17 protein-coding genes and 2 pseudogenes are annotated in these 13,267 nt (G+C 48.0%); 10 read left to right on the top strand and 9 right to left on the bottom strand.

From position 1 onward, the window contains the following. Positions 1-77: 77 nt before the first annotated feature. Positions 78-1,250 carry an amidohydrolase gene (locus tag KQJ23_RS13660; protein WP_216479440.1) on the bottom strand — a complete coding sequence of 391 codons (1,173 nt, stop codon included), beginning with the start codon at positions 1,248-1,250 and terminating at the stop codon, positions 78-80. A 210-nt stretch (positions 1,251-1,460) separates the two neighbouring features. On the opposite strand from KQJ23_RS13660, the gene KQJ23_RS13655 reads away from it, so the two are divergent. Further along, positions 1,461-1,802 (top strand): YugN family protein, encoded by a 342-nt coding sequence (locus KQJ23_RS13655; RefSeq protein WP_044479194.1) that lies wholly within the window; start codon positions 1,461-1,463, stop codon positions 1,800-1,802. 10 nt (positions 1,803-1,812) lie between these two features. Beyond that, positions 1,813-3,069 carry a putative lipid II flippase FtsW gene (ftsW, locus tag KQJ23_RS13650; RefSeq protein ID WP_216479439.1) on the top strand — a complete coding sequence of 419 codons (1,257 nt, stop codon included), beginning with the start codon at positions 1,813-1,815 and terminating at the stop codon, positions 3,067-3,069. A gap of 86 nt (positions 3,070-3,155) precedes the next feature. Here the strand turns inward: ftsW and KQJ23_RS13645 are convergent, their stop codons facing one another. Further along, a complete protein-coding gene (locus KQJ23_RS13645) occupies positions 3,156-3,518 on the bottom strand; it encodes an Asp23/Gls24 family envelope stress response protein (protein ID WP_216479438.1) in 363 nt (120 codons plus the stop codon). A gap of 157 nt (positions 3,519-3,675) precedes the next feature. Here KQJ23_RS13645 and cax point away from each other — a divergent pair, with 157 nt between their 5' ends. Beyond that, positions 3,676-4,746, top strand: a complete 1,071-nt coding sequence (gene cax, locus KQJ23_RS13640; protein ID WP_216479437.1) for a calcium/proton exchanger — start codon at positions 3,676-3,678, stop codon at positions 4,744-4,746. Between the two features lie 66 nt (positions 4,747-4,812). On the opposite strand, the gene KQJ23_RS13635 is transcribed toward cax, so the two are convergent. From KQJ23_RS13635 to KQJ23_RS13615, 5 genes are all read right to left on the bottom strand, one after another. Continuing rightward, entirely contained in the window at positions 4,813-5,100 is a 288-nt protein-coding gene (locus KQJ23_RS13635; RefSeq protein WP_044479198.1) for an Fpa/YlaN family protein, read from the bottom strand. Between the two features lie 148 nt (positions 5,101-5,248). Next, positions 5,249-5,494 (bottom strand): HPr family phosphocarrier protein, encoded by a 246-nt coding sequence (locus KQJ23_RS13630; protein ID WP_044480002.1) that lies wholly within the window; start codon positions 5,492-5,494, stop codon positions 5,249-5,251. A gap of 77 nt (positions 5,495-5,571) precedes the next feature. Then, positions 5,572-6,690 carry an aminopeptidase gene (locus tag KQJ23_RS13625; protein ID WP_216479436.1) on the bottom strand — a complete coding sequence of 373 codons (1,119 nt, stop codon included), beginning with the start codon at positions 6,688-6,690 and terminating at the stop codon, positions 5,572-5,574. A 140-nt stretch (positions 6,691-6,830) separates the two neighbouring features. Continuing rightward, positions 6,831-7,622: a hypothetical protein gene (locus KQJ23_RS13620; protein ID WP_216479435.1), complete on the bottom strand. Its 792-nt coding sequence runs from the start codon at positions 7,620-7,622 to the stop codon at positions 6,831-6,833. A gap of 200 nt (positions 7,623-7,822) precedes the next feature. Further along, a complete protein-coding gene (locus KQJ23_RS13615) occupies positions 7,823-9,778 on the bottom strand; it encodes a sensor domain-containing diguanylate cyclase (protein WP_249529759.1) in 1,956 nt (651 codons plus the stop codon). A 343-nt stretch (positions 9,779-10,121) separates the two neighbouring features. Between KQJ23_RS13615 and KQJ23_RS24195 the strand changes: the two genes are divergently transcribed. The 6 genes and pseudogenes from KQJ23_RS24195 to KQJ23_RS24230 form a co-directional block, all read left to right on the top strand. Then, entirely contained in the window at positions 10,122-10,454 is a 333-nt protein-coding gene (locus KQJ23_RS24195; RefSeq protein WP_430522302.1) for a DUF6442 family protein, read from the top strand. Between the two features lie 4 nt (positions 10,455-10,458). Next, positions 10,459-10,668, top strand: a complete 210-nt coding sequence (locus KQJ23_RS13610) for a helix-turn-helix transcriptional regulator (protein WP_216479434.1) — start codon at positions 10,459-10,461, stop codon at positions 10,666-10,668. Beyond that, positions 10,643-10,762, top strand: a complete 120-nt coding sequence (locus tag KQJ23_RS23775) for a DUF6440 family protein (RefSeq protein WP_346779401.1) — start codon at positions 10,643-10,645, stop codon at positions 10,760-10,762. The genes KQJ23_RS13610 and KQJ23_RS23775 overlap by 26 nt, the downstream gene beginning before the upstream one ends. Positions 10,763-10,783: 21 nt before the next feature. After that, positions 10,784-11,269, top strand: coding sequence for a small multi-drug export protein (locus KQJ23_RS13605; protein WP_249529757.1), 486 nt, complete (start codon positions 10,784-10,786; stop codon positions 11,267-11,269). A gap of 7 nt (positions 11,270-11,276) precedes the next feature. Further along, entirely contained in the window at positions 11,277-11,456 is a 180-nt protein-coding gene (locus KQJ23_RS13600; RefSeq protein WP_216479433.1) for a hypothetical protein, read from the top strand. Positions 11,457-11,711: 255 nt separating this feature from the next. Next, a pseudogene (locus KQJ23_RS24230) lies at positions 11,712-11,894 on the top strand (site-specific integrase); the annotation flags it as partial. 169 nt (positions 11,895-12,063) lie between these two features. On the opposite strand, the pseudogene KQJ23_RS13595 reads toward KQJ23_RS24230, so the two are convergent. After that, a pseudogene (locus KQJ23_RS13595) lies at positions 12,064-12,463 on the bottom strand (class I SAM-dependent RNA methyltransferase); the annotation flags it as partial. A gap of 137 nt (positions 12,464-12,600) precedes the next feature. Here KQJ23_RS13595 and KQJ23_RS13590 point away from each other — a divergent pair. Further along, positions 12,601-12,843, top strand: coding sequence for a transposase (locus KQJ23_RS13590; RefSeq protein ID WP_216479432.1), 243 nt, complete (start codon positions 12,601-12,603; stop codon positions 12,841-12,843). A 19-nt stretch (positions 12,844-12,862) separates the two neighbouring features. On the opposite strand, the gene KQJ23_RS13585 is transcribed toward KQJ23_RS13590, so the two are convergent. Beyond that, positions 12,863-13,222, bottom strand: a complete 360-nt coding sequence (locus tag KQJ23_RS13585) for a GntR family transcriptional regulator (protein WP_216479431.1) — start codon at positions 13,220-13,222, stop codon at positions 12,863-12,865. Between the last annotated feature and the right edge of the window lie 45 nt (positions 13,223-13,267).

The raw sequence follows: 13,267 nt of genomic DNA, 5'->3' as shown, positions 1-13,267 counted from the left end.
AAGCCCGCCGGCTGTAAACCGCGAACTTCTCTCCTTGAGCTATATCATTCCGGCAAAGCAGGAAATTTATGCGCACTTTAAGCTTTACTTTCCAGACAATACGCCTCTCTCATGGCAACCAGCAGGGTTGCGGCATGCAGCATGCTCTCTTCATCGATATCGAATTTCGGGTGATGATGGGGATAGATGATTCCCTTCTCCGGATTGCCCGCCCCAACCAGCACAAAGCATCCCGGTACTTTCTTCAAATAATAAGCAAAATCCTCGGCTGGCATAATAGGCGCAGCCAGCGTAGGCTCCAAGCCTGCTTCCGGTCCGGCAATGGAATAAAAGCGTTCGTACTCCTGCTGATGGTTGATCAGGCTTGGATAACCGGTGATATACGTAATCTCTGCTTCAGCTCCGTAAGCTGCGGCAGTCCCCTCGGCCACCTGGCGAACCAGACGGGCGATCATGTCCCGCGTCTCCTCGTTGAAGCAGCGAACCGTACCCGAGAGCCGGCAACGGTCTGCAATCACATTCTGGGCCATGCCTCCCTGAATCGAACCAATGGTCAACACTGCGGGCTGAAGCGGATCGACCGATCGGCTGACAATGGACTGCAGTTGGAGTACCAGGGCAGAGGCAGCCACAACACTGTCAATCGCCATGTGCGGCATTCCGCCATGCCCCCCTTTGCCTCGCAGCTCAATCACAAAATCATCGTTGGAGGCCATCAGCGCTCCCGGCGCACTCCCTGCCGTTCCGATTGGAATCGGTGTCCACAGATGAACTCCATAAATGACGTCAACATCGTCAAGGGCGCCTGCCGCAATCATGGAGAGGGCGCCCCCCGGACATACCTCTTCAGCAGGCTGAAAGATCAATACGATATTTCCTTCAACCTCTTTCCGCCGTGACGAATAGTATTCCGCAAGGGCAAGCAGCGTGGCGGTGTGTCCATCATGTCCGCAAGCATGCATGACACCGGGGACCTGCGAAGCGTAATCACACTGCTTCTCATCCTGAATCGGCAAGGCATCCATATCCGCGCGAAAAGCCACAGTCTTCCCGGGTTTACCGCCTTGAATCCTCCCGATGATTCCATTTCCCCCGATCCCGGTAACCAGCTCAACACCCATGCGCTGCAAATGACCGGCAACATAGCCCGAGGTCTCCTTCTCCTTGAAGGACAACTCCGGATGACGATGCAGATAGCGGCGGTGTTCTACCATGACAGGGTATAACTGTACGAGCGATTCCTTGTCCATGCGGTCCACTTCCTCTTTACTGATATGTATGTACTTTATTGTAGCAGAAAAACTTCAGGCCTTCCTGTAAGCTCCCACACTCGTTCTATAGCGAAAAATTCACGATCTGCAAGGCTTTCCCATGCTTGCACAAGCGTTGGAAACATAATATCATGGGAGAAGAACTTTTGGTGTCTTTTTTACGAACTTTTAAAGGGGGCCTTCAGGAAGATGATTGTGGAAAACTCGGGATTAGACGGGCTTAAGAGCGATCTGGCCTATTTGGATGAATCCGCCGAGAAGGTTGGTTTTATCCGTTGGCAGTGGGAGTACTACCGTGCTACATATGACTATAAGATTGAGTTTGAGCAAGATGAATACTTCCTGCGGATTAATACCCGCGCAATTGAGGGTAAGCTGGAACGTCCGGATACCGTTCTGGCTATTGAAGCGGTCTATATGGGGCGGGCCACTTTCCCTCACGGACTTGAATATGAATCAGAGGTTCCCGCTCAGGTCATGAAGACCGCAAGCGCGAGACTCGCTGAGCTCAAGCAGCTATTGGAGGCGTAAGCCAGCCATCATGAGAGACAACAAAGAAGAGGAGAGACGCGGCGCTCCCGATTTTCAACTGCTGATTTTGACTTTGCTGCTCGTTGGATTCGGGATCGTCATGGTGTTCAGCTCCAGCTCCAGCATCGCACAGGTAAGTCAGACCTTTAATAATGATCCGATGTACTTTACCAAGCGGCAGATCGCTTTTGGCGCCGCAGGAATGCTTGGAATGTTAATTACGATGAACATCCCCTATGAGAAGTTCAAGAAATTATTCGTTCCGGTGTTTATTCTGGCGATTATTCTTTTGATGATCGTCCCCTTTGCCGGCAGCATTAACGGTGCCAGCAGTTGGTTCAAGGTCGGAACCTTCGGCATTCAGCCTACTGAGCTTGCGAAAATTACGACTATTATGTATCTATCGGCCCTGATCTCCAAGAAAGGGGAACGGTTTCGGGATTTGCGTACCGGCTATATTCCGGTCATGGTGATCGTCGGCTTTGTCGCCGGCCTGATCATGCTGCAGCCTGACCTTGGCTCGTGCTTCATTCTGGTTGCAACAGCCGGTCTCCTGATTTTTGCCGGCGGGGCAAACCTGAAGCATATTTTGGGCTCAATCGGCTTGCTTATACTTGGCGCCAGCATCGTCATGGGCGCTAGCGCACTATGGGACAAGATCAACCCCAGTGAGACAGTAACTGCCAAAAGTGATTATAAGCTGAATCGGATTCAAGCCTTTATCGACCCTTGGGAGGATCCTCAGTATGCCGGCTACAACTTGATCCAGTCCATGACTGCTATCGGACACGGTGGATTAACCGGCACCGGCTTTGGACAAGGTATCCAGAAGCTGCACTATCTTCCGAATGCCTACAACGATTTTATTTTCTCCGTCATCGGCGAAGAATTCGGATTTATCGGCAGCATTCTGTTTCTGTTGATCTATATCTACTTTATCTGGCGAGGAATTCTGGTATCCCTGCGCTCGCACACTACCTATGGTACGCTGATGGGTGTCGGAGTCATGGGCCTGATTGCCATTCAGGCATTCATTAATATTGGCGGCGTGACAAGAACCATTCCGATCACCGGCGTAACCCTGCCGTTCATCAGCTACGGGGGCTCTTCCCTGCTTGTTATGATGGTATCCATGGGAATCGTGCTTAGCATTTCCAGGGATTCATCAATTCCTGTCAAGCAGGAACGCACTAAATCCGTCGTCGTCAAGACGGCCGGAACTATGCCCTTTGAGCCTGACCGCCGAAGACGCCATCATCTGAGTTAAATGGGCCATATTGGCATACCGCAAAAAAAGACTTCCGGAGATCGCTGCATGCAGCTCTCCTGAAGTCTTTTTGTTACTGTTGAATTTTAAATTTCGTCATCCTTGAAGGCCACGCCCTCAACCTTCACATTGACCTCTACAATCTTCAGTCCGCTCATATTTTCAACCGCTTCTCGCACGTTTTGCTGAAGCATGCGGCACACTTCATGAATCGGGGTTTCATACAGCACGATGATTCTGAGATCAATTGCGGCTTCCAATTGACCGACCTCTACGGTGACGCCCTTTTGCACATTCTTGCCGCTAAGACGCTTGGCCCATCCTTCCGACAAGCCTCCTGACATGGCGGCAATGCCTGGCGTTTCGAGGGCCGCCATTCCGGCGATCTTGGCAACCACGTCATCTGAAATTCGAATATGTCCCATATCTAATTGTAATTGCTCGGTCATGGTCATTCCTCCTTTAACCTCATTAATTTCATTGTAAATCCTAACTTCTTTTTTCGCAAATTATAGACCAAATCCGACCCATCGTTTATAATCTTCACGTTATTGGTGAATATTGAATTAGATTCCTATTTCTTATGGAGGCAGAGGTGTTGGATTCGTGAAAAAGTACATATCTCCCGGCTTGCTGATATTCTTCTTTTTACTCAGCGCCATCGGGCATTACGCCCATTTTCCGGCAACTCTTGAATTCATCGTGTCAGCGGTTGCCGTTATCTTCGTGGCAGGTTTTCTAGGCAAGGCGACGGAAAGCGTGGCCCACTATGCAGGACAGCGTCTGGGCGGCTTCCTGAATGCAACCTTCGGCAATGCAGCCGAGCTTATAATCGGCGTGCTGCTGATCCGTGAAGGACTCTTCGATATGGTTAAAGCCAGCATCACCGGCTCGATTATCGGGAACCTGCTGCTCGTGCTTGGGCTAAGTCTGTTTGCGGGCGGGCTCAAGCATAAGGTACAGAAATATAATGTTACGCTGGCCGGAATGAACGGTTCGCTCATGATCGTAGCCATCATCGCCCTATTTGTGCCCGCAATCTTTCTTAATACGCATGTGCTTCACGAGGAAGATCGTAACTCTGTCAGTCTTGTTGTAGCCGGTATCCTGATTGCGGCCTATCTGTTATGGCTCGTCTTCTCGATGATCACGCATAAAAATGTTCTAGCCGATGTTGCGGATAGTTCGCAGGAAGAGCTGCCTCACGAGCATGCTCCTGCCTGGTCCAAGCAACGCTCCATCATCTATTTGGTTGTTGCAACCGTCATGGTGGCCTTTGTCAGTGAGTGGCTGGTTCATACGCTGGATACGTTCACCGCCAAGTTCGGGCTTAGCGAGATTTTCGTGGGTGCCTTCGTCGTTGCGATCGTCGGAAATGCTGCCGAGCACAGCGCGGCAATCATGCTGGCGATGAAAAACAAGATTGGTGCCGCCGTCGAGATTGCAGTAGGAAGCAGTCTGCAGATCGCCTTGTTTGTCGCTCCAGTCATGATCTTCATCAGCCATTTGCTCGGCAGACCGATGGATATCGTCTTTACTGTTGTGGAGCTTGCTGCGATCGGCGTCTCCGTATTTATCGCGAAGTCCATCACGCAGGACGGTCAGACGAACTGGTATGAGGGACTGTTGCTCATTGCCGTCTATTGCATACTGGGATACTCGTTCTATCTCGTCTAAAAGAACGGCTAATAAAAGAAGCGCACGATCTCTGAGATCGTGCGCTTTGTTCTTGAATTAGAATGATTATTCTTTATTATTCAGCGCCTCATACAGCGTTGCCAAGTTTCTTTCCAGCTTGCTGAGGATTTGCTTGCCGACGGCCTCCTGTACAAGCCCGACACGCACAGCATAATCGACTTGCCGGGAGAAGCCGTACATCTGAGTATCCAATACTTCCTCATAGAGAGGACAATATCGAGTAGCCAGATTCTCCATCTGTACTTCAATCAGTTTTTCTATTTTATCGGCATCTTCCTTCAGAAGATGTAATGCCCTGAGATTCAGTTGCTCCTGTAAATCAGATGAAGTCATGTATATCCCCCCCTATATCCTCCGCATAAACCACAAATCTATTCTATTCTTAATATTAGACGAAATTGCAGACCAATACAAGAAGAAGCATCGGAATAAAGCCTGAAAAAAAACACCCCCGCCCATGAGCGAGGGTGTTTCGTGCTTCTTACTCGGCTACAACTTTTACATCCAGACCGTGTTTGGCAAAAACAGCGGATACGGCAGCCTTAGCTTCGTCAGCGTCTGGCCCGTGAACATGGAGTTCATAGCTTTTCGTATTAACCAAAGTAGTGAAGAGTCCAAGAATACTCTTTACGTCGATATACTTATTGTCTGCTTGAAGCACGATCGAAGAAGTGTACTTACCAGCGGTTTGCGCAATTTCTACTACAGCCTGATTGTTATTCGACATCGTAATCCCTCCGTGAGCAACATTAAAAACATAACTTAATGATACATTGAATCCGCTTTCCAAGCAAGGGAATTCTCCTATTTCAGGTTCTCCGGATTCAATCCTTCCAATTCAGGAAGGACAAAAATTCCGTCCTTGCGAATAAGCACATCATCAAAGTAAATTTCCCCGCCGCCGTAATCCGGACGTTGAATCAGAACCAGGTCCCAATGGATGGAGGAGCGGTTGCCGTTATCCGTTACACCCTCATAGGCCTGCCCTGGAGTGAAGTGCAGACTTCCCGCAATTTTCTCGTCAAACAGAATGTCCTTCATCGGATGCAGAATATACGGGTTAAAGCCAATTGCAAATTCCCCGATATATCTTGCTCCTTCATCCGAATCCAAAATTTCATTCAGACGAGTTGTATCGCTGCCGGTCGCTTCTACAATTTTGCCGTTCTCAAAGCGGAATTTGATATTTTCAAAGGTAATTCCATTATAGAGCGTTGCTGTGTTATAGCTAATCGTACCATTAACGGAATCACGTACAGGGGCGGTGTATACCTCGCCGTCAGGAATGTTCTTCTGACCGGAGCATTTTTCAGATTCGATGCCCTTGATGGAGAAGGACAGGTCTGTGCCTGGTCCTGTGATGCGTACCTTGTCGGTCCGGTTCATCAGTTCAGATAATGCATCCTGAGCCCGGTCCATCTTGGCATAATCCAAATTGCAGACGTCAAAATAAAAATCCTCAAAGGCTTCTGTGCTCATATTCGCCAACTGAGCCATGCTGGCATTCGGATAACGAAGCACAACCCACTTCGTCCGTTTTACCCGTTGCTCGCTATGTACCGGATGAGAGTACAGCGAGTTATACAGCTTCATCTTGTCCTTTGGCACGTCAGACATGTCGTTGACATTAGAGCCTGCACGAATGCCAATATAGCAATCCATCATCTTCATGCGGACCAGATCATACTCGGCCCAAGCTTTGATACCTTCCTCGGTTGCATTTTTCAGCTGCGAGCTTTGCACGGCCTTGTCTGTAAGCTCCACAAAGGCGTTGCCGCCCTTCTTCCCGATTTCCTCGACAACTGCCTTAAGCAGGTCGCGCTCGTCGCCAATCATCTCTACGAGCACATTCTCTCCCGGTTGAACATTGACTGAATAGCCGACCAGGTTCTCCGCTAATTTCTGAATTCTTGGATCTTTCATGTACAGTAAGCCTCCTCCAAATACTTGCTCTCGCTATTTTCGCAACGAACCCGCTGCCTGAACATCGTTCGACATTAGTTGAACAATGGTTAATTTATCTATTTCATTGTAGCACGGCACAGAACAGAAGTCAGCACAGCCTATTTACCGTATTCAAATTTACTGTCTGTAAGCAATGCCTCCTGTTCCTGAATTCCACGGGTATTCGTATAGAGCAGCCTGGTCTCTGAGGTCATGCGCTGTGGAAGTCCTGTGTTGCGGTTAATCGTCAAATAATAGACGGACTCTGCCTGACAAGCAGCAAGCATGTTGTCGAGATGTTTCCTCCCCTTCGACCATTCCCGTTCCAGTTCCGACTCGACCTCGCTGCGCTGTCCCTCCGGGAGATCCTGCAGTCTGTTCTGCCAGCCGGTACGTACCGCTTCCATCTCCTTGATCAGTTGCTTGTTCAGTGTCTCCTTCGCAGCCTCCGGGTCAAGCTGGATGCGCAACACCCGAGTTCCTCTCGCCGCCGCATGCTCCTCGGTAATGGTCTTGGCAACGCGGCGAATAGATTCGATCTGTTCCAGCGGATTAAATCTGGACAGCCCTGCCGTGAGCGCGGATACTTGGCTATCTGCTACTTTCCAGGTTTCTCCGTTCCAGGCCAGCTGAATCTGAGCTTGCGGGGTACTGGCCGCCTCGATCTGCTGCCCCTTGTTCTGGCCTCCGTCCGTTGAAGGAAGCGTACTCTGCATGCTTAGCTTCTGGTGATCCTTCAGTTCGCCGCTGTACCCCAACTGCTCATCCAAATTCCAGCGCTCTCCCCTAGCCACTGCCGCCTGACCTTTAAACTTCAGCGAATCAATCCCTGCCAGCCCTGACCAGGTAAAATCAAACCACTCCTCAGCCGTTTTTGATTCCTGCCAGCCGCAAGACGCTAAAAGAAGCATTACCATGCACAGACAAGCCACTCTGCATATTGTAGATTTCCTCATCTGATCTTTACCCTCCTTCCAACAGCATACGCTGGAGCCTTCGCCTTACTTATTCCGGTGTTTATTTAGGCTTAGACTGTCCTTCGCATGAAAATCTATACAAAAAAAGAAGCCTGCATAATTCAACCTGCAGGCTTCCCGCACCGATGGCTTACTTATCCAACGCGAGACTGGTTCCTCCCGCTCTTCTTAGCCTTGTACAAGGCCATATCGGCCAAATAGAACAAGGACTCCACGCTGACCTTTTCGGATTCAAGTGTCCATCCTGAAATTCCGCAGGATACGGTGACCTTGGGCTGGGTCTCGGAGGCGACTCTCAAACGCACCGTCTCCGCAATTTGATGCCCGATATGAATGTCCGCCTCCGGCAAGTAGATCGCCAGTTCTTCTCCGCCCCAGCGGGCTGAAATATCGCTTTTCCGAACCGCGCTTCTTATAATTGCACATACTTGCTTTAATATCCGATCTCCCACCTGGTGACCATAAGTATCATTAATCTGCTTAAAGGAATCGATATCAACGATAATCAAACATCCCTTTTCATGAAGCTTGAGCATCTCCGAAACCCGATCATCCAGATACCGCCTAGCGTACAGCTCAGTCAGCATGTCCTGGTTAGCCATTCGCTGCACTTCCGCATGCAGGGAAGCATTTGCAATCGACAGGCCTATATGAGAGGACAGCACTTGCAGAAGCCGGTAGTTTTCGTAGGAGAAGAAATGCTCCATCCGATGCGCAAGCATAATGGTGCCGATCACCTCTCCCCTTACAATAAGCGGCGTGACCATCAATGATCTTGAACCCGTTTCCTCCATAAGCTTGGACTGCAATCTGTTATCGGCCTTGTAATCTGATAATATCATCGGCTCCCGAGTGGAATAGACCACGCCTGAGAATCCATAGTCCTTAGGAAAATACTCCTTGGCTAACTCCGGAATATTGCAGGCCATCACTTCAAAAAATTCGCTGTCCTTATCAATCTGACAGATGCAGCAGTATTCCGCATGAAAAATAGACAGAAGTTCTTCAGTGGCGAATTTGAATACTTCCTTCAGACGAAGGCTCTCATTTAACCGCTTAGTCAATTCATTTATCAGCCTAAACTCACTCACCAGAAGATTGGACTGCTCGTACAACTTGGCATTTTCAAAGGCTGAACCGGCCGTGTCCGCCAACATTTCGATCAAGCGCAGATCCGCTTCCTCAATATCGCTCCGGGGAATCACCAAGTGAAACACGCCGTATACTCCTTGTTTTCCGGTCAGCGGAACTGCAGCTTCCAGACACGGCTGCTGCATTTCGTTCAAACACTCGTGCTGAAGCATCTTCCCCTGCATAAATGCCCTGACGCACATGTGGTCGTCTTCACCCTGAAGCTGCAAGGATTTAACCCGCGGGTCCCGGCTAAGATAATCCTGGGACATCAGAAGCTCAACCTCGGCTCCCGGATACATCCCCGAAATCCGCTCGAACACTTCGGTAAGCACAGCATCCACATCTATTTGATCATGCAGCTTCTGAACCACCTGGAACAGGATGGTTCTCCGGTGCTCCTCCTGTCTGGACTTGTGCTGGAGATTCAGTACATCCGAGACGAACAACGCTTCAAAGGCTTTGTAGAAGCACGACAAAAAATACCTTCCCGCCATCTCCGCCCATGACAGTGCAAACGATTCGCCCTCAGGCGGTAATCCGCCGATCCTGCAGCCCAGCACGGCAAACAACTCCCCTGTATGCCTGGACAGCAAGGGGACAGCAAGGTAGTGGCTGCCTTCGGAGAGTGAAGATACGGCTGCGCGGTGATTCACGCAATCCTGTACAACCCGGTTCCCCTCCACCATCTCCTGGTGAAGAAGCAGCTGGCCGGAGTAATCCGCAATAAACCAGACAACATCATCCGTGCCCGGAAGCAAAGGCAACTCCTTCGACCATTCTTCATAGGTCTCAAGGATCAGAGGTGTAATATAAGGATAATCATAGGAAGTGATATCCACGAATTCAAGCCAGTCCGTATAGTCCATACGTTTCCGAGCTGAATCTACGGTTTGGGGAGAAAAGCCAGCGTTGCCTTGCAATGTCGTCATCAGATCGTCATGGGGATGTTTGGCCATAGATAAGCTCCCTTTCACTCTCGCCTCTCTTGAGAAGCGAAGAAGTTATGTACTCGAAGCCTTTCGACTCTGGATGCAGGATGATTAACGAATTGACAGCCGCTTGTCCGTATTATTTATGTACATCCATTCTACTATCTAATTAACCCGTTTGCATTAAAAAATCTCTATTTTCCAAGCTTTTCTTAGGACAAAAGAACTATCGACAAAATTCCGGGAGAACATACATATTACGCTCTATGCATATTACATCTTACATTGAGAGCATTGACAAGTTTGCTTGGCAACATTACAATAAGAGTATGCCAAGCACACTTGGCAAAAAAATGAGGAGGGATTCAGAATTAACAGAGAAGAAATCCTGTCCAGAAGCAGGAAAGAAAATAAAGAGCAAGATTTATATAAGATTGAAGTCCAGGTCCAAGCGGGAAATATCGGCTCGCAGACGGCGACTTTATTGGCCACCTTCTTTTTTGTAACAGAAGCTCTGATTGGTAAAGGTTTCGATTTTGGCTTGTATGCCATTATCTTGTCTGTTTTCGCTGCTAGCTTCATCTTTAAAGCCATCCGATTAAAATACAGAAAAGAAATAATTTTGGCAACTGTGTTTACCCTTGCGACGTTGATTTTATCAACTGCCCATATTATTACACTAACGAAAGATCTTGTATGGTGAGTCCGTGGAAGATAAATTAATACTGAGAAATCATTTGAAAATAGTAAGGGCTGATAAAAATCTGTCGCAGGCACAGCTCGCAAAATTAGTCGGGGTTTCCAGAAATACCATAAGTTCTATTGAAACCGGCCAATTCAATCCCACAGCAAAGCTAGCATTGATTCTTTGCATCGCTCTTGACGTGAAGTTTGAGGATCTGTTTTATTTTGACTAACACCGTTCATTATTTATTGGCTGTATTTCCTAATATCGGTTCAGGACTTACCGTTTTGGTTGACCAGGATGGAAAGCCTTTATTAAACCAATAACTTCCCAGGAGGACATTTATTATGGAGCATATTCGCGATTATTTTTTAAGCTTTGTACCCGGACTGGAAGGTAACGTATATTTGCAAATCGCAAGCATCTTTATTCTTTCTATCATCCCGTTTTTCGAAGCCCACGGTGCAATACCTTTAGGAATCGTTTTAGGGTTTCCTGCGATCCCCGTTATTTTATCGGCAATTGCCGGCAACCTTGTATCCGTAATGGCATTTATCTGGATCATTAGTAAGCTGCGTGCCAAAATAGTTAAGAACAAAATAAAAAAAGAACCAAGTAAACGTGCAATAAAAGCAAGACGATATTTTGAAAAGTACGGGGTTCCAGGCGTCTCCTTGGCAGGTGTTTTGTTAGGATTCCACCTTTCAGCCGGCATTGCGCTGGGAGCGGGCGCCAAAAAAAATTATGTCAGTTTGTGGATCACTATTTCAATTGTTTTATGTGCCGTCATTTTTGGAGTTGTATTTCGATCCAGCGTGGCAGTTCTTTCCTGACCTCCGCGTGATCAAAGAAAAGGTCATCCTGTCAAGGGTGGCCTTAAAATTTGCCGTTGCAGATGATACGCTGAACCGTATCACAAGTAACGGCAAGGCTCACTGCGCTATGCAACAAATTGATCCGGATTCTGTTTGGCATCTTGAAGAAAAGTCATGCATTCTGGGAGAACAAGATGCTGGCTGATATCCTCGATTCGCAAGTGAACCGGTTGCCGCCTAAGTAACAGTTTTAATAGCAAAAACCATGACAACAATAGCACGGATAAGTCGGATTTAACATACGGACGTAGATCCTGGCGTGCAGCATATTCTGACCTCCGCCTCAGTCATGGATTGATTGATATTCGTTTGCGTATTATTTTGCATAAGCGTGTCTTTGGCAATGTTAAAGGAAGGGGATCAGGGAATACTACGCCCATAGAGTAAAAGAGAGCAAGCGCTGCTGATTAATCAAGGTGTACATGCTAAGATTATTTCTGAACGTTTGGGACATGGAAATATTACGACAACTATGAACATATACGGCCATGCACTGCGATCCGCTGACCAGGCAGCTGCTGATAAACTGGCTTCTCTGTTTTCCACACGCAGGGATAAGCATAACAAAAAGACACTCGGTTAATTATGCTGAGTGTCTTTTTGCGTGTCGAATTGTAACCATATATTGCATAAGTAAAATTGAGTTTCACATCAATTTCACATCATTACAGAAATTAAGTATCTTTCTATTAAAAATTCAATACCTGTTACATATTAAAAACTCTTGATATACAGGAGTTCTTCACTCTGTATTATTTACGCACAATCAACGCAACGTTTTCTATATGTGAAGTATGCGGGAACATATCCACTGGCTGCACCTCTACTGTCCGGTACCCACCATCCTCCAAGATCCGCAAATCCCTCGCCAATGTCGAAGGATTACACGACACATATACCACCCGTTCCGGCTTCATCTCCAGGATCGTCTCCAGCAGGCGCGGGTCACAGCCTTTGCAGGGCGGATCGACGACGATGACGTCGGCTTCGATGCCCTGCGCGGGATGACGTCTTCGGAAGTCCCACCTCAAACGTCACATGTTTCATGCCGTTCAATTCAGCGTTGGCGCGAGCGTCTTCGATCGCTTCTTTGACGATTTCGACACCGTAGACGCGCTCAGCATGCTGGGCAAGGAACAGCGACTTCCGTCCCGGCTGCAAAGAAGGTCACGCTTACCGGTACGACAGCTTTGATTCCAAGTACGAAACGCTTCGGTATACACGGCCCGGCGAGTGCAAGCACTGTTCGTTTGCCGAAGAAGGCTGCCAAAAGGTATTTAAGATTCGACTTGAAACCGACGTGCGCAGACACACGTATCCAGCTAGAGGCAGCGAACGTTTTGCTGAAACGAACAGCTGTCGAGCGTGTCTTTGTCTATCTGAAGGAATACTTCGGTTTAGGACGGACAAGGCATCGCGGCGTACGTGCTACCGTTGATTTTCAATTAAGTATGCTTGCCTATAATCTCAGTAAATTCGCTCTAGAAAAGTTGAACAAACAGTTAGAAACTACATCCGCTCAAGCTTCATAATGAATTTTAAAAACCCCTTTCACGGCAAACGCGATAAGGCATTAAGAAAAATGACTTGCAATTGATCGGCTGAGTAGTTAAGTCTGTTTCCGAATTCAACGGCCTGCACAATAGCTTCAGTTACGAGGCGCTCCTTATCTTTCGCGATTTTCTGTTCGTCTGCGTGAACAAAAGTTCCCATTCCCTGGGAGGCCAGAATATATCCTTCACGTGATAAGTCTCGATATACCCTTTTCGTCGTGATCAAGCTGCAACCGAATTCGGCTGATAGCTCTCGTACAGACGGCAGTCTAGATCCCAGTGGATATTCTCCTCTAATAATGGCATTGCGGATCTGGATTTTTATTCTAATATAGAGAGGCATTTCGTCTTTGAGCATTAATTTCACCCCCGTTTTCACTCGAAAACTTGTTGCTGAAAGTAA

The sequence above is a fragment of the Paenibacillus brevis genome, from assembly GCF_018919145.1.
In the GTDB taxonomy this organism is placed as follows: domain Bacteria; phylum Bacillota; class Bacilli; order Paenibacillales; family Paenibacillaceae; genus Fontibacillus; species Fontibacillus brevis.
Note: the sequence above shows the minus strand (reverse complement) of the source record. Positions and strands in the feature narration are given on the sequence as shown.